The 25,736-nt window shown below is 39.9% G+C and carries 24 protein-coding genes; 20 read left to right on the plus strand and 4 right to left on the minus strand.

What is annotated here, in order from left to right; translation table 11 throughout:
* Nucleotides 1–57: 57 nt before the first annotated feature.
* On the minus strand, nt 58–879 hold the full coding sequence (locus tag B3297_RS10625; RefSeq protein ID WP_070564915.1) for a hypothetical protein: 822 nt from the start codon (nt 877–879) through the stop codon (nt 58–60).
* Nucleotides 880–951: 72 nt separating this feature from the next.
* Between B3297_RS10625 and B3297_RS10630 the strand changes: the two genes are divergently transcribed.
* Nucleotides 952–1,860: an energy transducer TonB gene (locus tag B3297_RS10630; protein ID WP_070564917.1), complete on the plus strand. Its 909-nt coding sequence runs from the start codon at nt 952–954 to the stop codon at nt 1,858–1,860.
* A 130-nt stretch (nt 1,861–1,990) separates the two neighbouring features.
* Nucleotides 1,991–2,497, plus strand: a complete 507-nt coding sequence (locus tag B3297_RS10635; RefSeq protein WP_070564921.1) for a hypothetical protein — start codon at nt 1,991–1,993, stop codon at nt 2,495–2,497.
* A gap of 83 nt (nt 2,498–2,580) precedes the next feature.
* On the opposite strand, the gene B3297_RS10640 is transcribed toward B3297_RS10635, so the two are convergent.
* Nucleotides 2,581–3,969 (minus strand): LutB/LldF family L-lactate oxidation iron-sulfur protein, encoded by a 1,389-nt coding sequence (locus tag B3297_RS10640; RefSeq protein ID WP_286778907.1) that lies wholly within the window; start codon nt 3,967–3,969, stop codon nt 2,581–2,583.
* Nucleotides 3,970–4,065: 96 nt separating this feature from the next.
* Nucleotides 4,066–5,817: an aspartate--tRNA ligase gene (gene aspS / locus B3297_RS10645; RefSeq protein ID WP_070564927.1), complete on the minus strand. Its 1,752-nt coding sequence runs from the start codon at nt 5,815–5,817 to the stop codon at nt 4,066–4,068.
* A 434-nt stretch (nt 5,818–6,251) separates the two neighbouring features.
* On the opposite strand from aspS, the gene mraZ reads away from it, so the two are divergent.
* From mraZ to B3297_RS10715, 14 genes are all read left to right on the plus strand, one after another.
* A complete protein-coding gene (gene mraZ, locus B3297_RS10650; protein ID WP_070564930.1) occupies nt 6,252–6,713 on the plus strand; it encodes a division/cell wall cluster transcriptional repressor MraZ in 462 nt (153 codons plus the stop codon).
* 4 nt (nt 6,714–6,717) lie between these two features.
* Complete coding sequence (rsmH, locus tag B3297_RS10655; RefSeq protein ID WP_070564933.1) at nt 6,718–7,632, plus strand: 16S rRNA (cytosine(1402)-N(4))-methyltransferase RsmH; 915 nt, start codon at nt 6,718–6,720, stop codon at nt 7,630–7,632.
* Nucleotides 7,633–7,647: 15 nt separating this feature from the next.
* Nucleotides 7,648–8,061 carry an FtsL-like putative cell division protein gene (locus tag B3297_RS10660; protein ID WP_070564936.1) on the plus strand — a complete coding sequence of 138 codons (414 nt, stop codon included), beginning with the start codon at nt 7,648–7,650 and terminating at the stop codon, nt 8,059–8,061.
* A gap of 8 nt (nt 8,062–8,069) precedes the next feature.
* Nucleotides 8,070–10,187 (plus strand): penicillin-binding protein, encoded by a 2,118-nt coding sequence (locus B3297_RS10665; protein WP_286776690.1) that lies wholly within the window; start codon nt 8,070–8,072, stop codon nt 10,185–10,187.
* Complete coding sequence (locus B3297_RS10670; protein WP_070564941.1) at nt 10,188–11,648, plus strand: UDP-N-acetylmuramoyl-L-alanyl-D-glutamate--2,6-diaminopimelate ligase; 1,461 nt, start codon at nt 10,188–10,190, stop codon at nt 11,646–11,648. It begins immediately after the preceding gene.
* A 4-nt stretch (nt 11,649–11,652) separates the two neighbouring features.
* Nucleotides 11,653–12,897: a phospho-N-acetylmuramoyl-pentapeptide-transferase gene (gene mraY / locus B3297_RS10675; RefSeq protein ID WP_070564943.1), complete on the plus strand. Its 1,245-nt coding sequence runs from the start codon at nt 11,653–11,655 to the stop codon at nt 12,895–12,897.
* A gap of 2 nt (nt 12,898–12,899) precedes the next feature.
* Nucleotides 12,900–14,273 (plus strand): UDP-N-acetylmuramoyl-L-alanine--D-glutamate ligase, encoded by a 1,374-nt coding sequence (gene murD / locus B3297_RS10680; protein ID WP_286778918.1) that lies wholly within the window; start codon nt 12,900–12,902, stop codon nt 14,271–14,273.
* Between the two features lie 30 nt (nt 14,274–14,303).
* On the plus strand, nt 14,304–15,503 hold the full coding sequence (locus B3297_RS10685) for an FtsW/RodA/SpoVE family cell cycle protein (protein ID WP_046673971.1): 1,200 nt from the start codon (nt 14,304–14,306) through the stop codon (nt 15,501–15,503).
* Between the two features lie 13 nt (nt 15,504–15,516).
* A complete protein-coding gene (gene murG / locus B3297_RS10690; RefSeq protein WP_070564950.1) occupies nt 15,517–16,620 on the plus strand; it encodes an undecaprenyldiphospho-muramoylpentapeptide beta-N-acetylglucosaminyltransferase in 1,104 nt (367 codons plus the stop codon).
* 7 nt (nt 16,621–16,627) lie between these two features.
* Complete coding sequence (gene murC / locus B3297_RS10695; RefSeq protein WP_070564953.1) at nt 16,628–17,983, plus strand: UDP-N-acetylmuramate--L-alanine ligase; 1,356 nt, start codon at nt 16,628–16,630, stop codon at nt 17,981–17,983.
* On the plus strand, nt 17,976–18,803 hold the full coding sequence (locus B3297_RS10700; RefSeq protein ID WP_286778908.1) for a cell division protein FtsQ/DivIB: 828 nt from the start codon (nt 17,976–17,978) through the stop codon (nt 18,801–18,803). Before murC ends, B3297_RS10700 begins: the two co-directional genes overlap by 8 nt.
* 35 nt (nt 18,804–18,838) lie before the next feature.
* A complete protein-coding gene (ftsA, locus tag B3297_RS10705; RefSeq protein WP_070564959.1) occupies nt 18,839–20,215 on the plus strand; it encodes a cell division protein FtsA in 1,377 nt (458 codons plus the stop codon).
* A 140-nt stretch (nt 20,216–20,355) separates the two neighbouring features.
* Complete coding sequence (ftsZ, locus tag B3297_RS10710; RefSeq protein WP_286727280.1) at nt 20,356–22,053, plus strand: cell division protein FtsZ; 1,698 nt, start codon at nt 20,356–20,358, stop codon at nt 22,051–22,053.
* A gap of 88 nt (nt 22,054–22,141) precedes the next feature.
* Entirely contained in the window at nt 22,142–23,284 is a 1,143-nt protein-coding gene (locus B3297_RS10715; protein WP_070564965.1) for a sugar phosphate isomerase/epimerase family protein, read from the plus strand.
* 29 nt (nt 23,285–23,313) lie between these two features.
* On the opposite strand, the gene B3297_RS10720 is transcribed toward B3297_RS10715, so the two are convergent.
* Nucleotides 23,314–23,955: a response regulator transcription factor gene (locus B3297_RS10720; RefSeq protein ID WP_070564968.1), complete on the minus strand. Its 642-nt coding sequence runs from the start codon at nt 23,953–23,955 to the stop codon at nt 23,314–23,316.
* 278 nt (nt 23,956–24,233) lie between these two features.
* Here B3297_RS10720 and mscL point away from each other — a divergent pair, with 278 nt between their 5' ends.
* From mscL to yidD, 4 genes are all read left to right on the plus strand, one after another.
* Nucleotides 24,234–24,641 (plus strand): large-conductance mechanosensitive channel protein MscL, encoded by a 408-nt coding sequence (gene mscL / locus B3297_RS10725; RefSeq protein WP_046673978.1) that lies wholly within the window; start codon nt 24,234–24,236, stop codon nt 24,639–24,641.
* Nucleotides 24,642–24,880: 239 nt separating this feature from the next.
* Nucleotides 24,881–25,039 (plus strand): 50S ribosomal protein L34, encoded by a 159-nt coding sequence (gene rpmH, locus B3297_RS10730; RefSeq protein ID WP_075991291.1) that lies wholly within the window; start codon nt 24,881–24,883, stop codon nt 25,037–25,039.
* Nucleotides 25,040–25,099: 60 nt separating this feature from the next.
* Nucleotides 25,100–25,516, plus strand: coding sequence for a ribonuclease P protein component (locus B3297_RS10735; protein ID WP_070564971.1), 417 nt, complete (start codon nt 25,100–25,102; stop codon nt 25,514–25,516).
* The gene (yidD, locus tag B3297_RS10740) at nt 25,479–25,733 is read left to right on the plus strand and encodes a membrane protein insertion efficiency factor YidD (RefSeq protein ID WP_083295891.1); all 255 of its coding nucleotides are present in this window, start codon (nt 25,479–25,481) and stop codon (nt 25,731–25,733) included. The genes B3297_RS10735 and yidD overlap by 38 nt, the downstream gene beginning before the upstream one ends.
* Nucleotides 25,734–25,736 lie beyond the last annotated feature (3 nt).

The raw sequence follows: 25,736 nt of genomic DNA on the forward strand, positions 1-25,736 counted from the left end.
TATATGAGTTTCCCCGGACACTGTCCTTCGGTGCCGGGGAAACTTAAACTTGTTTATTTATAAGGGGGAACTGTACCCATAGGCTTGTGCCGCAGAGGTAAATAAATTTTTCTTTGGCTGGTAAAAGTTCAGTTCATAACCCTCAGCACCCCAAAAAATGCTGATAAAACTAATTCCTTGCTCAGAACGCAATATGGTTAGTATCTGAAAAGCCTCGTTGTCAAACTGACCGCCATCATCAACACGCCAAGTGCTGATATCATCGTATAAAGCCGGGAAATCCAAATTGATCAGCTGTTCGTCCTTTGCGTAGGAAAATACAGCTAAAGCAGAGTCTTGTTGATTTTCAAACACCGTAAGATTAAACTCGGACTGATCACTGAGGATCGCAACTGTCGTACTTTTATTAATCTTCCTATTGTATTTCTTTTCAAGCTGCTCCTTGATCTCTGGAGAAGTTTCTTTTTGAACTTTTGTAAACTTCTCAATTTTATACTGATCTATAAAAGCTTTGTTGACAAGCATACCAAATTCGCCAGACTTGATCGCGTCACTAATTTTAAATAACGAACCTTCACTATTCGCAAAGTTCTGGGCGGTCTGTCTTCCGTTACTCTCTTTGTTGTCCATTTTATTCTGAACAAATTCAAGCGGGCTTACCTGATTTTCCACAATCACATAGTTGTATTTTTCAGGTCCTTCCATCGCTTGATCCATAGGTAAAGCGATAAGTGAATCTTTTTGTTGGTTTAAAAAACCAAAATATGGCGAAATAGTCTTTTCCTTGTTTTCGTGCTTGATTGCAGTTTTGGATTGATTTTGATTATTCCCGCAAGCATACAATGTAAGTAGAAAAATAGCTGAAAAAAGTGACTTCATAAGTATTTTGAATTTTTTTGTGAAATATAAGGCTTTCGCTCATCATAATGAAAAGATTTAAACTTTAATGTTATGATGAACTCTAAATTGAATATCTACCGCAAAGAATGGCTGGACGTTATTTTTGCTGGTCGCAACAAAATGTACGGTGCTTACGAGTTGCGAAATCTCTCTGATAGAGCAACAAATATGGGGTTAGGAATTGTTGTTTCTTTTGCAGTTTTGCTGATTGCAGGATCCTATACATATAATAAATATTTTAAGCAAACTGTTCCGGCCGTGATTTATGAAGTACGAGATATTGGACCCGACATGCTGGAAGAAATTCAAAAGAAGGTGGAGGAAAAAGAGGAGGTTCCTGAAGAACCTGTTATGATGCAGGAAAAAGCTCCGCAGCAAGTTGCCCAAGATGTATCCAAATTTGATTTGGTTCGGATGCCCGATATAAAAGTGACCGCAGCGAGCAGAGTTACCGAAGAGCTTGTGAGTCAGGATGAGTTGAAAAATCCCAATACAATGACCTCAAGGATCACATTGAAAGCAAATCCATCGGGGACATATATTGCGCGCGGTGAATTTGGTTCTTCAAAAAGAGATGGTGATATTACTGGTTCTAAAGATGGTTCATTATCGGGAGGCGGAACTGATGATAATGCTAACAATACATTTACATCAGTAGAAATTATGCCAACACCTGTGGGGGGACTGCCTGCCTTTATGAAGTGGATCGCCGAGAATTACAACTTTCCACAACAGGCCTTAGACCAAGGAGTTTCGGGTGTTATAGAGGTTTCTTTTGTCGTTGAGAAAGATGGATCACTGACAGATATTGCTGTTAAACGTGATATGAAATTTGGTACGGGAGATGCTGCTATAAACTTATTGAAGAAAGCGAAAAAATGGAAACCAGGAGTGCAAAACGGGCTTAAAGTACGTGTAGCGTATACTTTACCGATTCGTTTAAGTGCTGTTTCCCAATAAATGGTTCTTAACTTTATTTAACAGATCATCAATTAAACTTTCGATAGCCGAGACGACTCTTACTGATAAATAAGTTGAAAATGAGTACTTATTAAAAAGAGTGATTGTTGGTTTTATAAAAAATAAAGAAATGAAAAAGTTGATGTTAAGTTTGGCGCTATCTGGATTGATGTTAGCCGGTTTCGCTCAAGAAAAAAAAGATGTTAAACCAGAAATGAAAGAAGTGCAAGCTTCTATGCATAAACATAAAACAGGAAGAATGCACGATAGTTTTAAAAATAAAACTCCAGAGGAAGTTGCTAAAATGAAAACTGATCGCATGGATCAAAAGTTGAAATTTACAGATAAACAGCGTAAAGATATCTATGCTTTTAATTTGAAGCAAGCAAAGGATCATCAGAAATTAGCTGCTGAACGCAAAGAATATCGAGCAAAAGTGAAAAAACAACGTGTGGCAGAACATGAAAAAATGATGGGAATGTTAACTCCAGAGCAACAAAAAACGTTAAAGGATTCCTATGCTGAAAATCGTAAAATGCACAAAGAACATTGGAAAAGAGACAGACAGCTGAAAAGAAAGGACTTTAGAAAAGGAGAAGTGAATAAAACAAATGATGCTGAAGTAAAAGCTTCATAACAATTAAACAAGGATAGTTTTCATATTAAATAGTGGTGAGTGTTAGTAGAGGAGGGAACCATTGGTTCCCTCTTTCTTTTTTGTTATTCTTTATTTTTTTGATGTTCTTTCCATTGTTTAGAGAAAGATTTGTCTGCCAATTTTGGTAGTTCCCGTTGATCTCCCCAGGTTTTCTGAAAGAGTTTTTTGAGGAAGAAATTCTTGAATTTTCCGCCAAAGAAATCAATCAGTTTTCTTCGCATTATCCCGTAGGTGAACCACTGCCAGACTTTTTGTTCCGTTTTTGTTGCCAGCCCCTGATCAACTGAATCTTTTCTGTTGACGAGAAGCATGCGCTGTATGTCAATACCAACGGGGCAGACCTCGGTGCATTTTCCGCAGAGTGTGGAGGCGTAGCTCAGGTGTTTGAATTCCTTCATGCCATTTAAATGCGGCGATATCAACGATCCAATAGGTCCTTGATAAGTCGTTTCATAGGTATGTCCACCGATGTTCTGGTAGATTGGACATACATTCAGACAGGCGCCACAACGGATGCAGTACAAACCCTGACGTTGTTCTTTTTGCGCTAAGAGCTTGCTGCGGCCATTGTCAAGCAGTATAACATACATTTCTTCGGGGCCATCTGATTCATAAGGCTGTTTTGGCCCAGTGAGTAGCGTATTGTATACTGTTAGATTTTGACCCGTGCCATGTGTGGACAGGAGTGGCCAAAAGACTTCTAAATCTTGTACATTGGGAATGATTTTTTCTATTCCAACGACGGCGATATGTGTTTTGGGGAAGGTCGATGTCAATCGGGCGTTTCCTTCATTTTCGGTAATTGCTATACTTCCAGTTTCAGCAATTAAGAAATTGGCTCCAGTAATCCCAATTTCTGCCGATAGGTAACGATCTCGAAGTAATTCACGGGCCTTCATTGTAAGTTGCTCCGCAGATGCATCTAGTGGTGTGTCAAATTTTTCGTGAAAAAGCTTGGCAATATCTTCCAGGCTCAAATGCATGGCCGGTGTAACAAAATGATAGGGCTTTTGATCCAGCAGCTGAATGATATACTCGCCAAGATCAGTTTCTATGGCTTCAATATTTTTGGAAGCCAGAAAATGATTAAGCTCAATCTCTTCTGTCGCCATCGATTTTGACTTTACGACAGATTTTGCTTTTTTACGTGCAATGATCGAATAGATTTCGTCCAAGGCTTCCGTAGCATCATTGGCCCAGATTACTTTTCCGCCTCGAGCCGTGAAGTTTGCTTCAAATTGCAACAAATAGCGATCGAGATTTTCCATGACCTTCCATTTGATCAGGTTCGCTTTTATCTTACTATTTTCAAGGTCCGCAAATTTGCTCTTGCCTTTTTCGAAAGCCATGCTGTATTTGTCGATATTGTAATTGATAATATCGCGGTGTTTGGTGTCAAATGCTTTTTGCGCACTTTCCTTAATAAACGTATTAGGGGTACTCTCTGCCATCTAATCTGCTAATTTTTCACAAAAAAAGTTGGTAAAAATTACCAACTTTTAAATATACTGTTAATAAATTGTTTCTCGAAAATCGAGTTAAATAATTTATGCTTTTATCGCAATATTTAAGCTTAGCTCGTCCAGTTGCTCTTGGTGAATGGTTGACGGTGCGTCAATCATAACATCTCTTCCCGAATTGTTTTTTGGGAAGGCAATCACGTCGCGGATGGAATCTAAACCTGCCAATAAGGATACGAGTCGGTCAAAGCCAAAAGCCAATCCGCCGTGTGGGGGAGCCCCATAGGTAAAGGCTTCCATCAGGAATCCAAATTGTTTTTTTGCTTCTTCAGGGCTGAATCCCAAATGTTTGAACATGAGCGATTGAAGGTCTCTGTCGTGGATACGGATTGATCCACCGCCTACTTCTACACCGTTTAAAACAAAGTCATAGGCATTTGCTCTCACTTCTCCAGGGTTGGTATCTAAAAGTGGGATGTCTTCCGGTTTTGGAGATGTGAACGGATGGTGCATGGCATGGAAACGGCCACTTTCTTCGTCCCATTCCAATAGTGGAAAATCAACAACCCATAATGGAGCAAAGGTTTCTTTGTTGCGGAAACCAAGTTGTGACGCAACTTCAAGGCGTAATTCATTGAGTTGTTTGCGAACTTTGTCTGTTCCACCAGCCATAATTAACAATAGGTCGCCAGGTTTCGCGTGGAACGCTTCTGCAATTGCCGACAGTTGTTCTGGTGTGAAAAATTTATCAACGGACGACTTCACTGAACCGTCTTCATTCACACGCGCATATACCAAGCCTGTTGCGCCAATCTGTGGACGCTTGATAAAATCTGTCAATGCATCCAGTTGTTTTCTGGTATAATGTGCACAATTTTCCGCATTGATACCAACCACTAACTCTGCTGCATCAAATACAGGGAAACCTTTTCCTTTGGCAACCTCGTTTAGTTCAACAAACTGCATTCCGAAACGGATATCCGGTTTGTCTGATCCGTAAAGGCGCATCGCATCTGCGTAAGTCATACGCGGAACATTGCCTAAGTCGATACCTTTGATTGTTTTGAAGATATGTTTTGCAAGTCCTTCAAAGATATTTAATACATCTTCCTGTTCTACAAAAGACATTTCACAGTCTATTTGCGTGAATTCTGGTTGGCGGTCTGCACGCAAATCTTCATCACGAAAACATTTTACAATTTGAAAATAGCGATCAAATCCTGAAACCATCAATAATTGTTTGAAGGTCTGTGGGGATTGTGGTAACGCATAAAATTCTCCAGGATTCATACGGGAAGGTACGACAAAGTCGCGTGCTCCCTCCGGAGTTGATTTAATCAGGTATGGAGTTTCTACTTCCAGGAAGTTTTGGGAGTCAAGATAACGGCGTACCTCTTGTGAGGTCTTATGACGTAAAATAAGGTTTTCACGTACGGGGTTACGACGCAAATCCAGGTATCTGAACTTCATTCTGATGTCATCACCACCATCTGTTTCATCTTCTATTGTAAAAGGAGGTAATTTAGCGGCATTTAATATTTCAAGATTTGAAACCTTGATTTCAATATCTCCAGTGGAGATTTTAGCATTTTTATTAGAGCGTTCGATAACTTCTCCAGTTACCTTGATGACATATTCTCTTCCGAGCTCACGGGCACTTGCGCGCAAGGAAGCATCATCATCTGCATTGAACGTTAATTGTGTGATACCATATCGGTCTCTAACATCGATGAAAGTCATACCGCCCAAATCGCGCGATTTTTGAACCCATCCACTTAGGGTAACCGTTTTCCCTAAGTCAGCTAGTGTTAATTCTCCACAAGTGTGTGTTCTGTGCATATCGTTATGAAAATTATATTTGACGCAAAATTATTGGTTTTACTCGACAATAACGAATTCTGTTCAGGTTATTTGAGGAGCCTTCTCCCACTTTCTGCCACATCTTTTGTTTCTGTTTTTGACTCCTCCCACTTTGCCCCCTTTTGGGACAAAAATTGGCCAAAATTAAATTTCTAAAGAGGAAATTTTTACAATTCATTGCTGATTTTGATAAAAAAAGAGCAAAAAATCACTTCTGGCGTAATAGCTTATTTTTCAGGAAAATTGGCTTTTAACTGCTTGTAAATAAGGTTTTACATGTGTTTTTTTTGAAGTCGACTTCTGTTTGTTGTAGCGATTTGTTGATGTGGAAAACTTTTTTATGTTATAAAGTGGGGGAAAGTGGGAGAAAGTGTATACTTTTACATTTAAATTAGAATAGGATAATTGACGACATGACTCAGTTGATCGGAGAATTCGAATGCAAGTTAGACGCCAAAGGAAGAATGGTGTTACCAGCTGCGCTCAAGAGGCAAATGCCTCATGTAGAGCGGGATGGTCTTGTGGTGAATCGCGGTTTTGAGAAACATCTTGTATTTTATCCAAGGGAAGAGTGGGATTTGATGACGGCTAAACTGGCTAAATTGAATCAATTCGATCCTAAAGTTCGGGCGTTTGTCCGTGCTTTTACGCGTGGCGCTACGGAATTGACATTGGATGCTGCGGGTCGTGTTTTGTTGCCCAAAAGTTTGCTGGAATTTGCAGGAATAAGCACTGAGCTGGTTTTGGCTTGTCAATTTAATAAGATTGAGGTTTGGTCAAAAGAAGGGTATGAGGAATTGATGGGTGATGGCGGTGTAGAGGATATATCATCTTTGGCTGCGGAGGTAATGGGAGATATTAATTTTGGACTATAAGCGTATGGAGAATGTATATCATGTTCCGGTAATGTTACAAGAATGCATGGATGCTTTGGCTATTAAGCCGGATGGTATTTATGTGGATGTGACTTTTGGTGGTGGTGGCCATTCTCGAGAGATTCTGAAGAGATTAGGGCCGAAGGGGAAGTTGTTTGCTTTTGATCAGGATCCGGATGCGTTGGAAAATGCAATTGACGATCCTCGCTTTACGTTGATACACCAAAACTTTAGGTTTCTAAAGAATAGCCTTCGTTTGGAAGGTGTACGTTCTGTAGATGGTATTTTAGCAGATCTAGGTGTTTCTTCGCATCAATTCGATGCTGCAGATCGTGGCTTTTCTATTCGCTTTGATGCAGACTTGGATATGCGTATGGATCAGGTGGGCGATTTGGATGCAAAGTCGCTTTTGGCAACCTATTCGGAGGAGGATCTGCATCGTATTTTTGGTATGTATGGTGAAATCATGAACGCTAAATCGCTTGCGAAAACAATTGTTACTGCGCGTTTGTCACAGCCGATCCAGACTGTTGCTGAATTGAAAGAGGTGATTCAACGTATGGTTCCAAAGGGTAAAGAACATAAGTACCATGCGCAGGTATTTCAGGCTCTTCGTATCGAAGTGAATCGCGAGTTGGAGGCGTTGCAGGAATTTTTGTTGCAGACAGTTGATGTACTCCGTGTTGAGGGCCGATTGGCTGTGATGTCCTATCACTCTTTGGAGGACCGTTTGGTTAAGAATTTTATGGCCAAAGGTAAGTTTAAAGGGGAAGTTGAAAAGGATTTTTTTGGAAATGAAATTAAGCCATTTCATGTGTTGAGCCGTAAAGCAATTACGGCATCTGCACAAGAGTTGGCGATAAATAATAGATCGCGCAGTGCGAAACTGCGTATTGCTGAAAAGTTGAATTTGTCTTAAAAATGGAGCGAGAGGATGAGCAGAAATACGATAAGACAGAAAGAATTGAGTGAAGAAGTTCAGGAGGAACTGCAAGAAACTGTCGAGGAAAAGGCGGAAGAAACAGAAGCGTTTATTAAAACGCTTTTTACCGTTGGAGACCTTTCGTTAAATAAAATATTGCATTACTTGCCTTTCGGAGCTTTTGTTGCCTTTCTGATGTTACTGTATATTTCCAATCGTCATTTTGCAGAGCGAACTATTCGGAGTATCGATAAAGTGAGTAAAGAGGTAAAGGAATTGGGCTGGGATCATAAGTCTCTCTCTGCCGAACTGATGAAAATGTCTACACAGACAGAAATTGCCAAACGTGTCGATTCTTTGGGGTTGAAAGAGCGTGTGGAACCACCGATCAAGATTGAAGTTATAGAGAATAAAGAAGATAAATAGGAAGAGTTATGAGTATCAGAAATACGATTCTTGTGCGTGTCTATTTTGCTTTTGGGCTTATCGTACTACTTGCGTTTTTGGTATTTGGAAAAATGGCCAAGTTGCAGTATGTCGATGGAGAGCATTGGAAAGCTTTAGCGGATAGCCTTTCTATTCAGGAACGGGAGGTGGAAGCTGCTCGTGGTAATATTTATTCAAATGACGGAAGCTTATTGGCTACTTCGGTGCCTGAATATGAGCTTCGTTTTGATGCAATGGCGATTCCCGAAGAAGATGAAGAGTATTTCAATTTGAAAGTTGACTCCTTGGCTATTAAACTTGCTGATTTTTTTAAAGATAAATCATCTCGGCAGTATTTGACATTATTAAAACAGGCACGGAATAAAAAGCAGCGCTACTTGTTGCTCAAACGTAATGTGTCACACCAAGATTTAAAGCGGGTAAAACAATTCCCTTTACTTAAATCTGCACGTGTCAATAAAGAACGTTTTCCAAGTTGTTTGATTACAGATAGGCAGAATAAGCGTATTTTACCTTTTGTCAATCTCGCTGCGAGAACCATCGGTTATAAAAATGTGAAAGAAAATATTCATGTTGGTTTGGAAGGGGCATATGGCGAATATATCGACGGAAGAAGCGGAAAGAGGTTAATGCAGCGTATTGCTGGTGGGGTATGGATTCCTGTTAACAAAGATATTGAGGTTGCCCCGGTTGATGGGTCTGATATTATCTCTACTATTGATGTGAATATGCAGGATATGGCGCAAAGGGCTCTGGAGAAGCAGATGATTACGAGTAATGCGGATGAGGGCTGTGTTGTGATGATGGAGGTGAAAACAGGCGAGGTGCGTGCGGTGGCTAATTTTATGCGCGATAAAGACGGAGTCTACCGTGAAAAGTTCAATCTTGCAATAGCACAAAGTGCAGATCCAGGTTCAACATTTAAGTTAGCTTCTTATCTGGCTTTGATTGATGATAAGAAAATAGACTCGAGTACAACTGTGAATATTGGTAATGGTAACTGGCCAATTTATAAGCATACGATTCGTGATTCACATGCGCCTAAGAAGTCTATAATTTCAGCGAAAAGGGCTTTTGAGGAGTCGTCGAATGTGGGTGTTACGAAGTTTGTATATCAAGCTTATAAGGATAACCCGGATCAGTTTACATCAAAGCTACATTCTTTTGGTTTTGGTAAGACGCTCGATCTACAGATTCCCGGAGAAGGTGTGCCTTTGGTGAAAACGTCGAAAAGCAAAAGCTGGAGCGGGTTATCGTTGGTACAGATGGCTTACGGCTATGAAATGAAAATTACACCATTGCAAACGTTGACATTTTATAATGCTGTCGCAAATAACGGAAAGTTGATAGCGCCGCTATTTGTTAAGGAAATTCGGCATTTAGGAAATACAATTCAAACGTTTCAAGCGAAAGTGATTAACGAAAAGATCGCTTCGGATCATGCTTTAGCAGAGGTGAGGGGAATGATGGAAGGTGTTATGACTGAAGGAACAGGTAGAAGTGTTGCTAGTCCGTTATATAGCTCTGGTGGTAAAACAGGTACAGCACAGATGGCTGATGGTTCGAGAGGGTACGGTGCCAGACGATATCAATCTTCATTCGCGGGGTATTTTCCTGCGGAGGATCCAAAATATTCCATTATTGTGGTAATCCGTAACCCGAGAAATGGATACTATGGTGCATCGATTGCAGGGCCCGTGTTTAAAGAGCTTGCAGACATGGTATATGCAAACGATATGGAAATGGAGGGGAAAAAGACGTTTAAAGCGGTCAATGTAGGCGGAAGAATGCCATTGACTTTGCAGGGTTCGAAGGAAGCTAGTAAAAAAGTGTACGATAGGTTGGGAATTAATACCGTGAATTGGGATACAATTGGCCGAGGAGAGGTGGATACCTCTACACGAGGCGTGCCATTTATGGATTTAAAATATAAAGAAGGAATTGTTCCGAATGTGGTTGGCATGGGTTTGATGGATGCTTTATATGTTGTGGAGAATGCCGGATTTAAGGCGCACGTGACGGGAAAAGGAAGAGTTGGAATACAGTCGTTAGCTGCGGGGCAAAAACTGCCTTTTGGAACGGCGATAAATTTAGAACTTAAGTAAATGATGGATTTAAAAAAAGTATTGCATGCTATCCCTGTACAGCAGGTTGTAGGGAACCTCGAAGAGGTTGATGTGCACTCTTTGTGCTTTGATTCCAGAAAAGTGGAGTTGGGAAGTTTGTTTATCGCAGTGCGGGGTGTTCAAACAGATGGTCACTTGTTTGTAGACAAGGCAATTACCTCGGGAGCAAGAGCCGTTATTGTAGAGGAGTTGCCCGAAGAGACGTTAGACTCTGTCGCTTATATCTTGGTGGCTGATTCTGCTTATGCTTTAGGGGTTGCTGCGGCTAATTTCTACGAAAATCCTGCTGAGCAGTTGAAACTTGTTGGGGTGACCGGTACGAATGGTAAAACGACAGTAGCCACATTGTTGTTTCAGCTGTTTACTGAGCTAGGCTACCATGTAGGCTTATTATCTACAGTACAAAACCAAATTGGAACAAAGATTATACCAGCAACGCATACAACACCAGACCCTATTCAATTGAATAAATTGTTACGGGATATGGTTGATGATGGCTGTGATTATGCGTTTATGGAGGTTAGTTCGCATGCTGTCGTTCAGGAACGTATTGCAGGCTTGGTGTTTGCGGGTGCAATATTCACGAACATTACGCATGATCACCTGGATTTCCATAAAACTTTTGATAACTATATTAAAGCGAAAAAGAAGTTTTTTGACGATCTGGATGCGAATGCTTTTGCTTTGACGAATGCTGACGATAGAAATGGTCAGGTCATGCTTCAAAATACAGTGGCACATCGGAAAAGCTATGGCTTACGTTCTGGAGCGGATTTTAAAGCAAAGGTGATTGAAAGCCATTTCGATGGTATGTTGATGAGTGTTGATGGACAGGAAGTATGGGTAAAATTGATCGGCGATTTCAACGCATATAACCTTTTGGCGGTTTATGGTGCCGCTATCTTGCTTGAGCAGGAAACGGTGAAAGTATTGACCGCACTCAGTACCTTGAAGGGGGCAGAGGGGCGGTTTGAAACGATGAAATCGACTTCTGGTGTTTTTGGAATTGTGGACTATGCGCATACTCCTGACGCAGTTGAAAATGTATTGAAGACCATCAGTTCATTGCGACGTCCAGAACAAAAAATTATTACTGTATTGGGATGCGGAGGCGATCGGGACAAAACTAAACGACCTGAAATGGCTGAAGCGGCTCTGCGTTATAGTGATCGATTTTTGATTACGTCCGACAATCCGCGTACAGAAGATCCTTATCAGATTATTAAAGATATTGAAGCCGGTGTGGCAGCAGACCAAAAGGCGAAGACGCTTTCTATAGCTGATCGTAAGGAAGCGATAAGGACAGCATATCAGCTGGCTAATCCTGGGGATATTATCCTGGTTGCAGGAAAAGGGCATGAGAAATATCAAGATATAAATGGTGTAAGACATCATTTTGATGATAAAGAAGTTTTAGAGAATACATTTAACGAACAATAGAAATATGTTATACCATCTTTTTACGTGGCTTAGCGAATATATTCATATACCTGGAGGAGGTTTGTTTCAATACATCTCTTTTAGGACATCTATGGCTGTAATCGCTTCATTGATTATTACCACGGTTTTTGGGGGAAAATTGATTCAATTCTTGCATAATAAGCAAGTTGGAGAGACAATTCGTGATTTGGGGCTTGAAGGAGAAAAAAAGAAAGCTGGTACGCCGACAATGGGTGGGATCATCATTATTGCAGGTATTCTTATCCCTACCTTGTTATTTGCTAAATTGACGAATATCTATGTGATTATCATGGTTGTGACAACACTTTGGATGGGCGCAATTGGATTTTTAGATGATTATATCAAGGTCTTTCGACATAATAAAGAAGGCCTAGCTGGTAAGTTTAAAGTTGTTGGACAAGTTGGCTTGGGAGCAATAATTGCTTGTACGATGTACTTTCATCCAGATATCGTAGTTCGAAAAGGGGTCGATAAACCAACCTCTACCAAGCCTGTTGAAGTGGTTATCAATGAAGGTACAGGTGAGAAGACCTACGCTGAAAACGTAAAATCATCGAAGACGAATATTCCGTTTTATAAAAATAATGAGTTTGATTATGCCAAGGTGTTTAAAATATTTGGACTACAGAGCGATTATCTGACTTTTATCGTCTTTTTAGTTGTTGTTATTTTTATCGTTACGGCAGTTTCAAACGGCGCAAATATTACGGACGGTATCGATGGTTTAGCCACGAGTACATCCGCTATCATTGGTGTTACTTTAGCCATTTTAGCGTACGTGTCGGGTAACGTGATCTTTTCAGATTACCTCAATATTATGTATATCCCCAATTCCGGAGAACTCGTGATTTTCGCTGGGGCATTTGTTGGCGCTTGCGTAGGTTTCTTATGGTATAATACGTATCCTGCTCAAGTTTTTATGGGTGATACGGGAAGTTTAGCGATCGGCGGTATTATTGCTGCCTTTGCTATTTTGATCCGGAAAGAATTATTGATCCCAATTTTGTGTGGTGTGTTTCTGTTGGAAAACCTTTCGGTTATTCTTCAGGTGTCGTATTTCAAATACACGAAGAAGAAATATGGTGAGGGTAGACGGATCTTTTTGATGTCACCATTGCACCATCACTTTCAGAAGAAGGGGTATCATGAAGCGAAAATTGTAACACGTTTTGTTATTGTAGGAATCATATTGGCCATTCTTACTATTGTAACATTGAAAATTAGATAATGATGTCAAATATTGCAACAACATATTATCCTCAATCTGGAAGTTTGGTCATTTTAGGGGCAGGCGAAAGCGGTGTTGGAACGGCGATTCTTGGGAAAGAAAAGGGATTTGATGTATTTGTGTCAGATAAAGGGCTTATTGCAGACCACTATAAGGAACAACTAAAAGCGGAGGGAATAGCTTTCGAAGAAGGTCAACATGACGAAGGCCGTATCTTGAATGCTGCACTGGTTGTAAAAAGCCCTGGTATTCCAGCGACCGTACCATTGGTCGTTGCATTGAGAGCAAAGAATATACCTGTGATTGCAGAAATTGAATTTGCGGCGCAATATACGGATGCAAAGTTAATCTGTATTACAGGGTCAAACGGAAAGTCTACGACGACGATGTTGACTTATGAAATGCTTAAGCATGGCGGTTTAAACGTCGGATTGGCAGGTAATATCGGGAAAAGCTTTGCATTGCAGGTGGCTAAAGAACAGTTCGATTGCTATGTATTGGAAATATCGAGCTTTATGCTGGACGATATGTACCATTTTAGAGCAGATGTTGCTGTTATACTGAATATTACTCCTGATCATTTGGATCGCTATGACCATAAAATGGAAAATTATGTGGATTCAAAATTCAGAATGATTCAGAATCAAACGGAGAAGGATTATTTTATATACTGCCTGGACGATCCGGAAACAGTTAAAGGATTGGAAAGACATCATAGTAAAGGGACCTATTTGCCTTTTACACAAGAACAACTTGTTGAATTGGGGGCTTATTTAAATGCCAACAAAACAATAATTATTAATACACCAAATAACGATACATTCACTATGAGAGCTGAGGAATTGTCATTGCAGGGGAAGCATAATATTTATAATAGCATGGCTTCTGGGTTAATTGCGAAAGTGCAGGAATTGAGAAATCAAGTGATGAGAGAAAGTATGGGATCGTATGTGAATATTCCACATCGCCTTGAACATGTAGCCTGTATCGGCGGTGTAAATTACATTAACGATTCAAAGGCGACGAATGTAAATTCGGTATGGTATGCTTTGGAAAGTTTCTCTACACCAATCGTGTTGTTGTTGGGTGGCGTGGATAAAGGAAACGATTACAGTATGCTTGCTGATTTGGTCAAAGACAAGGTGCGCGCTATCGTTTGTTTAGGAAAAGATACGGCTGCAATTCATAAAGCATTTGAACAAGATGTGGAGATTATTGTCAACAGTACCTCCATGCAAGATGCCGTGGTATTGTCGTCCCACTTAGCTCAAAAAGGTGACACCGTCTTATTGTCTCCTGCTTGCGCTAGTTTTGATTGGTTTAAGAATTATGAAGATCGTGGCGATAAATTTAAGGCTGCTGTAATGGAATTATAAATGGTGTAACCCAATAAGAGGAGGAAGGATATGCTACAGAATATAATGTCTAAATTGAAGGGTGATCGATGGATATGGATCATTGTGATTATCTTATCGGGATGGTCACTTTTGGCTGTATACAGTTCGGTGGGTACCTTGGCTTATAAAGAAGGGAAAGGGACTGAAATGTATCTGTTAAAGCATTTCTCTATCATTGCCATAGGCTTTGTCCTGATGTATCTTTCTCACAAGTTAGATTATCGGTATTATGCGGGTATATCCAAAATAATGATGGGTATTACAATCCCTTTATTGTTGTTTACGCTGTTGTTCGGAAGTAAAGTTAATGAAGCTAGTCGTTGGTTGACTATCCCTGGTATAGGTTTGACCTTTCAAACATCGGATTTAGCAAAGTTGTCACTTATCGTCTTTCTTGCAAGGATGTTATCCCGGAAGCAGGAAGAGATCAAAGATGTGAAAAAATCGTTCTTACCCATTATGGGGTCGGTGTGTGGTGTGTTTATTCTGATTGCCTTGGCCAATCTATCTACCGCATTGATGCTGTTTGGCGTGAGTGTTTTATTGCTCTTGATCGGACGGATTAGTTTTAAGCAGATTGCCATTGTTTGTTGTGGCGGAGGGGTGCTCCTTATGATGGTTATCTTCTTTGGTCCCCGTAGAACGACTTATATCAGCCGGGTAAAATCTTTTTTTCATACTGAAAAAGTGGATAAAACGGTATCCTTCCAGGATGATAAAAATTATCAGGCAAACAATGCGAAAATTGCTATAGCAACTGGTGGGCTTTTTGGAAAAGGACCGGGAAATAGTGTGCAACGTAATGTGTTGCCGCACCCTTATTCCGATTTTATTTACGCGATTATCATTGAAGAATATGGAACAGTCGGGGGGGTGATTCTGCTATTTCTGTATTTGGCATTTATGTATCGATGTATACGTATTGTCACGATGAGTCCCAAAGCTTTTGGTACTTTTCTGGCTGCGGGTTTGGGATTTAGTTTGACAATTCAGGCTTTGGCCAATATGGCTGTTGCCGTCGGATTGGGACCAGTAACGGGGGTTCCGCTTCCACTAGTGAGTATGGGAGGAACCTCGATTTTATTTACGAGTGTCGCCTTGGGAATCATCCTGAGTGTGAGTAGAAATATTGAAGAATTAAAAGGTAAAGAAGAGCTGGATGAAAAGCCTAAACCGAAAAAAGTGGTTATAGGATCTATTCCTGCATAATAATAAATTAAGCATGGCAATTCGCGTAATTATCAGTGGTGGTGGAACCGGAGGACATATCTTTCCGGCGATTTCAATTGCAAATGCGTTGAAGGCAATGGATCCTGCAAATGAAATTCTATTTGTGGGTGCCAATGGCCGGATGGAAATGGATAAAGTGCCCGCAGCAGGATATAAGATTGTTGGACTCGACATTCAGGGAATCAATAGAAAGCAGCTGTGGAAGAATATCTTTTTGCCGTTTAAGCTTATGAAAAGTTTAAATAAAGCAAAAAGCATAATTAAGGATTTTAGACCGGATGTGGCTGTAGGGGTAGGTGGTTTTGCTTCAGGTCCATTGCTAATGATGGCCAATAAGCTGGAGGTGCCAACAGTCGTGCAAGAACAGAATTCCTATGCTGGTGTAACCAACAAAAAAGTTGGTGCTAAGGCTGCAAAAATATGTGTGGCTTATGAGGGGATGGAGCAATTCTTTCCTGCGGACAAAGTATTGCTCACCGGCAATCCAATAAGACGCGAGTCTATTGCGATAGCGGGAAAAAGAGAGGAGGCCTTAGCGTTCTTTGCGTTAGATCCACACAAAAAAACAATTTTGGTACTTGGCGGTAGTTTGGGGGCTAAAACATTAAATGAAAGTGTTGTTGCTTACCTGAATGAGCTAAAGGAGGAAGAAGTGCAGCTGATTTGGCAATGCGGTAGTTTCTATGTTGAAAACCTACACGCGGAGTTGACAGGTAAACTTCCAGGTAATATCAAGATGCTGGCCTTTCTTCAGCGCATGGATTATGCTTATGCTGCGGCAGATTTGATTATTAGCCGTGCTGGAGCCGGTACCATCTCTGAGCTCTGTGTGGTTGGAAAACCTGTTATCCTTGTGCCTTCACCCAATGTGGCCGAAGATCATCAGACCAAAAATGCAATGGCATTGGTCAATAAAGGTGCTGCATTACTGGTGAAGGATAGTGATGCACAAAGAGACTTAATACCTGCTGCTTTAACTTTATTAAAAGACGCAGATCATGTCTCACAATTAAGTGGGAATATTAAAAAACTCGGTAAGTTGAATGCTGATGTGCAGATTGCCGAGGAGGTGTATAAATTGGTTAAAAAAAAATAGACGAAGTATGAATCTAGATGCAATAAAACAAGTTTACTTGATCGGAATAGGTGGTATAGGCATGAGTGGCCTTGCACGCTATTTTAAGCATTTGGGCTGTGAGGTGGATGGATATGACCGTACAGAAACTGAGCTGACTAAAACCTTAGTCAAGGAAGGGATCGCGATCTCCTATCAGGATGATATCAATACGATTGATGCTATTTTTAACGTACCTACGACGGAGACATTAGTCATTTTTACACCGGCTATTCCTAAAGATTCGAAGATTAAAGCTTTTTTTGAATCACAAGGACATACGCTCTATAAACGATCTCAAGTTTTGGGGATCATTAGTGAAAGTAGATTTACAGTAGCGGTTGCTGGTACACATGGTAAAACGACAACTTCTACAATGGTGGCACATGTATTGAAAGATTCGGGCTACGACTGTTCGGCCTTTTTGGGTGGAATCAGTTCTAACTACGGTACCAATGTGCTTTATGGAAATAATAATACAGTTGTGGTTGAGGCTGATGAGTTTGATCGTTCATTCCTGACGCTTCACCCCAATATCGCAATAGTAACTTCTTCTGATGCGGATCATCTGGACATTTATGGCGATCGGAGCCATTTGCTTGAATCGTTCCAAATGTTCTTGGATAAAGTTGTTGAAGGAGGTACACGTATTATAAAAAAAGGCCTCGAGTTTGAGGGGCAAATAAGTTATTCAGGCCATGAAATCGCTGATGCATATGCTTCCAGTGTGCATGTACGCGATGGAGAGTTCTTTTTTGATTACCAAGATACCAACGGACGAATAGATGATATTCATTTGGGTATCCCTGGTATCCACAATGTTGAAAACGCGGTAGCTGCGATTGCGGTAGCCCGTTTACTTGGAATTGCAGACGAAGCTATTAAGAAAGCGTTGACGACATTTAAAGGCGTGAAAAGAAGGTTTGAATATATTGTCCGTAAACCTGGAGCGGTGTATATTGATGATTATGCGCACCATCCAGAGGAACTGCGTGCATTTTTAACTTCGATGCGGAAATTGTATCCTACGAAAAAGTTAAATGTGGTCTTTCAGCCGCATTTATTTACGCGTACGCGGGATTTTGTGGATGGTTTCGCCGAGGTATTGTCCATGGCTGACAAGCTGTTGTTAATGGAAATCTATCCTGCACGGGAGCTTCCTATTGAAGGGATCAATTCGAGTTGGTTATTGGATAAAATTACGGCAGCGGAAAAACAGCTTGTAACTGCAGAAGAAGTCTTGGAATTTGCACGCGATGAAAAGCCGGAACTGATTGTTACAGTTGGGGCAGGTGATATTGACAAATTGGTTAAACCGTTACAGGCAATTTTAGAGCATGCTTAAAAAATTACGTAACATACAATGGAATCGTGTCCTCTACTTTACACTATTTTTTATAGGTGTAATTGTTGTCGTCGTGATTATGACTATTGTGGGGAAACGTGATGAGCAGCAAGTTTGTAAAGATATTAAGATTGTCATTGAAGGTACAGAAGCCTTTATTGATCAGGCGGATATCTCTAAGTTAATAGAACATAACTATGGTAGTTTCGTGGGAAAGAAAGTCAATGGAATTCCCTTTCAGAAAGTTGAAAAAACCTTACGTAAATTACCTTATGTGTCCGATGCCAGTATACATGCCGATATGGATGGTACGATCAGAATTAATATTAATCAGCGCGAGGCTGTCATGCGGATCATCAACAAAAATGGAAAGGAGTTTTATGTTGACCCCAAAGGATTGAAGATACCGACAACGTTGAAGTATATACCGCACATCATGGTTGCAACAGGGAATATCGCAGAAGGATATAATGAAGCACTGGATACCATAGCAACACCATTGGTTAAAGATTTGGTTAAGGTCGTTGAATTTATCAAAAATGACGAATTATGGAGTAATCAGGTTGTGCAGATATATGTGAACTCGGATAAGGATATTGAACTTGTACCTCGTGTAGGGACACAGCAATTAATTGTTGGATCGGCAGATTCATTGGAACAAAAATTTGAATTATTAAAGACCTTTTATACGCAGATCATGCCAAAGGTAGGTATAAATGCTTACGGTGTTGTCAATGTGAAATATGGAGGTCAGATCATCTGTGAAAAACGAGGAAACTGGAGTTTTTCAGGCGATCAAACAAAAAAAAGTAGCAAATAATACATTATAGTAATACAGCAACAATACAGGAAATTATGAACTCAAAGGCAGCAGAAATTGAAAGAGAAAACCCAATTATCGTGGGACTCGATATTGGTACTACCAAAATTTGTGTTACGGTTGGGAGACGTAGCTCAGGAAACAAAATTGAATTATTAGGTGTGGGGAAAGCGGACTCTGCCGGTGTAAGCCGCGGAGTAGTTGCTAATATCCAGAAAACTGTGGGAAGTATTTTAGAGGCTGTTGAGATAGCCGAAGCGCAGTCTAATGTGGATATTAAAGTGGTGAATGTGGGAATTGCTGGCCAACACATCAAAAGTATTCAACACCGTGGAATATTTACCAAAACCGATGGTGACGACGAAATCATTCGACGCGATATCGAACGACTGATTTCGGATATGTATAAACTGGTACTGCCTCCAGGAGAAGAAATTATACATGTTTTACCACAGGAATTTACGGTAGATAACGAGCCGGGGATTCGCGAACCTATCGGTATGGCGGGGCGTCGTATTGAAGCAAATTTCCATATTATATCGGGACGTGTAACTGATATTAAAAACATCAAAAAATGTATTGATAATTCCAATCTGGAAGTTGCTGAATTGATTCTCGAGCCTTTAGCGTCTTCAGAAGCTGTATTGGATGAAGACGAAAAAAATGCTGGTGTTGTATTAGTAGATATCGGTGGTGGAACCACAGATGTTGCCATCTTCCATGAAGGAATTATTCGTCACACAGCCGTGATTCCTTTAGGCGGTAATATCGTCACAGAAGATATCCGTCAGGGATGTTCTGTTTTGCGTTCCCAAGCTGAATTGTTGAAAACTCGCTTTGGATCAGCTTTAGCTGATGAAAACAAAGAAAATGAGGTGATTTGCGTGCCCGGATTAAAAGGTCGTGAACCAAAAGAAATTTCTGTTAAAAACCTAGCTTATATCATCCAAGCTAGAATGGAGGAAATTATTGAGCACGTGTATTATGAAATCAAATCTTCTGGATATGAAAATAAACTGATCGGTGGTATTGTGATTACCGGTGGTGGTGCTCAATTAAAACATTTGGTACAACTTGTTGAATATATTACTGGAATAGATTGTCGTATCGGATTTCCGAATGAATATCTTTCTAAGAACGAGGTTTTACCAAAACCGTTGTTTGAAGAATTGAAAAGTCCGTTGTATGCAACAAGTATCGGCTTGTTGATCAAGGGAATCCAGTCGCACGAGGAAGAGGAAGATAGCCGGAGAGAAATGCACGCCCCATCTAAAAAAGTGCAGGCCGCTACGGTGACAACAAAAGAAGTTTCTGAACAGCAACAAAAGGAGCAAGGATTATTGTCATGGTTCAAACGTTTTATCAAAGACGGTAATGAAATCGATGACGCAAGTTTTTTAGATAAGAAGTAAGTTTTCCACAATAGTTGAAGTTTTCCACAATTTAACAAATGTGGAAAACTTTTGTTGAAATTATATTATTATTACATTACATATAGTGGGTTTGATTCGTTTTGATATCATCTTCATTGTAAGTTAAATAGGGATAAGTTATGTCAATACAGTTTGAAATGTTAAAAGAACAATCTTCAATAATCAAGGTTATTGGGGTTGGTGGTGGTGGCGGCAATGCCGTAAACCACATGTATAAACAAGGAATTAGTGGGGTAGATTTTATCGTGTGTAATACTGATGCGCAAGCATTGGAATTGAGCCCGATCCCAAATAAAGTTCAATTGGGGATAAGTCTGACCGAAGGAATGGGAGCAGGAGCAGATCCTGATGTAGGTGAAAATTCAGCGATCGAAAGTATTGAAGATATCAAACGTATGTTGGGTACCAATACCAAGATGTTGTTTATTACAGCTGGTATGGGCGGTGGTACTGGTACCGGTGCTAGTCCTGTATTAGCGAAAGCTGCCAAAGAATTGGGTATTTTAACTGTTGCGATTGTAACTACGCCCTTTACGTTTGAAGGTAAACGCCGTCGTTCACAAGCGGAGGAAGGACTTTCGGAATTACGTAAATATGTAGACTCTTATCTTGTGATCTCAAATGACCGCCTTCGTGAGATCTTTGGTAATTTGACCATGACTGCGGCTTTTGCAAAAGCAGATGATATATTGACTACCGCGGCAAAAGGTATCGCCGAAATAATAACTATCCCTGGTTATGTAAACGTCGATTTTAAAGATGTTCGCACTGTTATGAACGATAGTGGTGTTGCCATAATGGGAAATGCTGTTGCCGAAGGTGAAGATCGTGCATTACGTGCAGTGGAAGGTGCCTTAGCTTCTCCATTGTTGAAAGACAATGAGATTGAAGGTGCTCGCTATATTTTATTGAATATTACTTCTGGAACGAAAGAAGTAACTATGGATGAAGTTGCGATCATTACGGATTACATTCAGGAAAAAGCTGGTTTGTCAGCAGATTTGATCTGGGGTAACTGTATTGATGAGAATTTTGAAGACGAATTGTCAGTAACAATTATTGCCACTGGTTTTCAAACATCTGAAGAACGTGATAAAGAACGTGAAAATACAAAGGTGTCTATGCCCTTAACTGCTGAACCGGCTAATTCTTTTATCAAACCTGTTTCTCAGGTAGCACCAAGAGAAGTTCCAGCTACGAATAGTTTCGTAACTCCGGTTCAACGTGTGGATACACCAGCACCTTCTACAAATACTTCTACTCCAAATAATTTGCAATCTGACTTGTTCACTTCTCCCAGAAATGCGGTACAACAACAGGTAGCTGTTGAGGAACCACAGGTAATACGTCATGATTTGGGTTTTGATGGTGGTTATGAAGAGGAAACTACATTTGGAGATAGTGATTTTCAGTTGAAAACCTCACCGTCAGTGTTTCAATTCCAGATGCCAACAGTGTTTGATTCTTACACAGCTCCTTCTGCGTCAGGATATGAGGAAAAACCTACATTTTCATCAAGTACAACAAATGAGCAAGTAGAAGTCCCTCAGGTAGAAGAAGAGCAAGTTTCGTTTGAAGATCAGCTGGTTCGTACAAAAGAACGCATCTTGCGTCTTAAAGAATTGAGCATGAAACTAAAATCTTCTAATGGTCTACATGAGTTGGAAAACGAGCCTGCTTATAAGCGGAAACAAATGTCATTGGAAGATACACCGCATTCTTCACAATCTCAGGTGTCTCGTTTTACACTTTCCTTTGAAGACGGAAATACTGAAATTAGACCGAACAATTCTTTCCTACATGATAATGTAGACTAATTGATTCACCATAAAATAACAAAAAGCCATCCAATCGGATGGCTTTTTTAGTATCTTTAAATACCGAAATAAGACAATTATACAAGCTATGACGACAAAATTAAATAACCCTGTATGGGTAATGAGTTCTGCATTTGATAAATTATCCTTACCAGAGTTGATTCAGACGACCAAAAGAATCGGAGCAGGGGGGATAGACCTTTGTGTGTTTAGAAAAGATGGTACCCGTGAAGATCATACCGCAACGCATTTGGATTATGATGATTTTACTCCTGCAAAAGCGAGGGAAATCATTGAGCTGTTCAATCAGGCTGATTTAAAACTTTCGCTTGGTGCTTTTGAAAATATGATTGGCGGAGATCCTGAGCAACGAGTGAAGAATCAAAATCATTTATTGAAATTGATCCGTATTGCACATTTGCTGGGAGGTGATGCAAATAACGTTAAGGTAGGGACATTTGTGGGCTACAATCATGAATTGGGCAATCAAATTGATGGATTTCAGAAAAATCTTGAAGAATACAAGCGTGTATTTGCGCCCATTGTTAATTATGCAGAGAGTTTAGGTGTAACGATCCTTTATGAGAACTGCCCAATGGAAGGATGGCGCTCATCACGTTATAGCTCTACCTATAACAATCTTCCAGCAGTGCTTGCTGCTCGTAAATTAATGTATGCGATGATACCAAGTAAGGCTCATGGTGAGATCTATGATCCTTCACATGATGTCTGGCAAAATACAAACCCAATAGACGTTATTCGTAATACGGACATCACGCGCTTACAACGTATACATGTGAAGACTACGCGTAATCTACAGACTGCTGCACGTATTGATTGGGGCGGGATGTATCCCATGCAGCATGTTGACGCCGAATTGGCTAAAAAAGCGAATGTAAGTATACCGGGCCACGACTGGGATAGACATCATTACGAAGCTATGTTGCCAGGCTTTGGCGGATCTGACAGTATGGATTGGCGCGGGTTTGTTGACTTATTGCAAGAGCGTGGTTTCAGTGGTCCCTTTGAGATCGAAAATGAAGCTAAAAACTCGAAAGACACGGGTGATTTTTCTGCAACGGTTCAAGGTTTTACAACCTGTCTTAACTTTTTGGCACCGATGCTATGGGATTTAGAAGCAGAGGTGGGGTATTCTTATAAGAAATCTCAACCTTTAAAAGATCTGAACGTAAAAGATGTTCCTGTTGTCACGATGGATGAGTTAATTTAGTATGATAAAAATACACTCCAACAAAATGACTAGTTGTTGGAGTGTATTCTGAACAGTTCGATAAGTTCAGGAATATTAGAAACATTGAGTTTTTCAAAGATTCTGCTTTTATACGTGCTCACTGTTGAAGGGCTTAAGTCCAACAAGCTAGATACTTCAATAATCCCCAGTCCCTTTATCAATTGTTTAGCAACGTCCACCTCTCTATTTGACAAACGTGCCAACGGATTTAGTTTTGTCAGCTCAGACTTACTCTGCGTCAATTTCTGAATGTATAGGTCCTGTACGTTGCTCGACATATACTTTCCTCTATCCTGAATAGCCAAAATAGCATTGGAAAGTTCAGCCATAGCTGTTGTTTTGTTTAGGTAGCCTACTGCTCCGGCTTCGATATAACGTAAAGCATAAAGTGATTCGTCATAAGATGAGAAAATCAAAATTTTAATGCTTGGCCGAATTTGAAGGATTTCCTCAACGACACGTATATTATTTCCTCCCGGCATATTAATGTCCAATAATAATAGGTCGAAATCCTCTACCTTTATTTTTTCAAGAACCTCGTCAAAGGTTTCAGCTTGGAATATTTCTGCTTTTTGAAGAGTTTCTTTAATAATAACGGAGGCTCCTAATCGTACAATGCCGTGGTCGTCTGCTATAAGAATCTTTTTCATAGATATGCTATCTGATGCTGGGCTTTAATTACTGTATGAAATAAAGTACTAACAATATACAATATATCTTGATATTTTACTAGTTAACGGGCAAATATAAGAAATTAAAGTTAATAAAAATTAGTGGGGTGCGGGGTACATGTCTTTTTTATAAAGTAGGACATGGGTTAGAAAATATAGCACAATATGAGTTTAACGATAAAAAATTAGCATATTTTAATTAGATTTATGTGACAATTATTAGTTTTGTCATAATTCATGGACTAAAAAATTTAAATATGGGATTTTTAAAAGAGTTTAAAGAGTTTGCAATGCGTGGCAGCGTAGTAGATCTAGCTGTCGGTGTTGTCATTGGTGGAGCTTTTGGTAAAATTGTTACCTCATTGGTTGATGATATTATCATGCCACCCATTGGTTATTTAACTGGGGGTGTTGATTTTTCATCCAAAAAATTGATTTTGAAAGCTGCTGATGAAGCGACTAAACAAGCTGAAGTATCTATTAATTATGGAAACTTTATTAATGTGGTTATTCAATTTTTAATTGTAGCATTCTGTATTTTTTGTGTTATTAAGGCTTTAAATTCGTTGAAACGTAAAGAGGAAGCAGCTCCGGCGGCCCCTGCAGCACCGACAAAAGAAGAAACGCTTTTGACTGAGATCAGAGATATTCTGAAAAATAAATAGGGCAGGGTTTATACTTCATTTATAAAAATCAGCACAGTCAAACTGTGCTGATTTTTATTTTACGGTAGTTGAAAAATTGTTTTTTGAAGCTGTAGCTGAATAAATTAGCTTATCCGTTTTACATTAACTTTAAATGTTCGTAATATTGTTTGTTTTTGTCTAAAATAAACTTTACTTTTGCATTCCTCTTGGGGAGTTTTGTATTAATTGAAGTAAGAACAAATTAGCATAATAGCGTCATGAAAAGAACATTTCAGCCATCGCAAAGAAAAAGAAGAAACAAACACGGTTTTAGAGAGCGCATGAGCTCTGCAAACGGTAGAAGAGTATTAGCTTCACGTAGAGCTAAAGGTAGAAAACGTCTTACAGTGTCTGACGAATACCGTCACAAAGGTTAATCTTTGACAAGGATCGGTGGCCGCTTATAAGAGCTTTTTCTAATAAGATTAAGTCATCGTATGAAAAATACATTTACAAAAGAAGAACGGTTATGTGCGAAAAGGCGTATTGATACGCTTTTTAAAAGCGGTTCTTCTTTTGTCTTGTATCCATTTAGAATTGTTTTTATCTTCGAGAAAAACAATGAGGCTGACGATATTCCCTCAAGTCAGTCTATTATTTCCGTATCCAAACGTAGGTTCAAAAGAGCAGTTGATCGCAATTCGATTAAACGAATGATGCGTGAGAGTTACCGTTTACAAAAATCGAATGATTTGATTCCGTTTTTGTTGAAACATAATGTAACTTTGTATCTAGCTATTCAATATGTAGGCAAGCAGATCTTAGCGTATGATGTGTTTAGCACCGCAATGAATAAAATGCTGAAAAAATTGCAGGATGAATGTGCTGAAGTTTATTTGGAAAAAGGGGATTAGACCCTTGTTTAGTTTTATTTTCTTGGCTATTATTCGTTTCTACCAAGTTTTTATCTCACCGTTTTTAGGCGCTAATTGTAGATATACACCTACCTGTTCTCAGTACGGTAAGGAAGCGATTCTGAAATATGGTCCCTTCAAAGGTGGGTGGATGGCTTTGAAACGAATTGCACGTTGCAATCCCTGGGGCGGCCACGGGCATGATCCTGTACCTTGATTT

It is taken from the genome of Sphingobacterium sp. UBA3519, assembly GCF_002377215.1.
Taxonomy (GTDB): Bacteria; Bacteroidota; Bacteroidia; order Sphingobacteriales; family Sphingobacteriaceae; genus Sphingobacterium; species Sphingobacterium multivorum.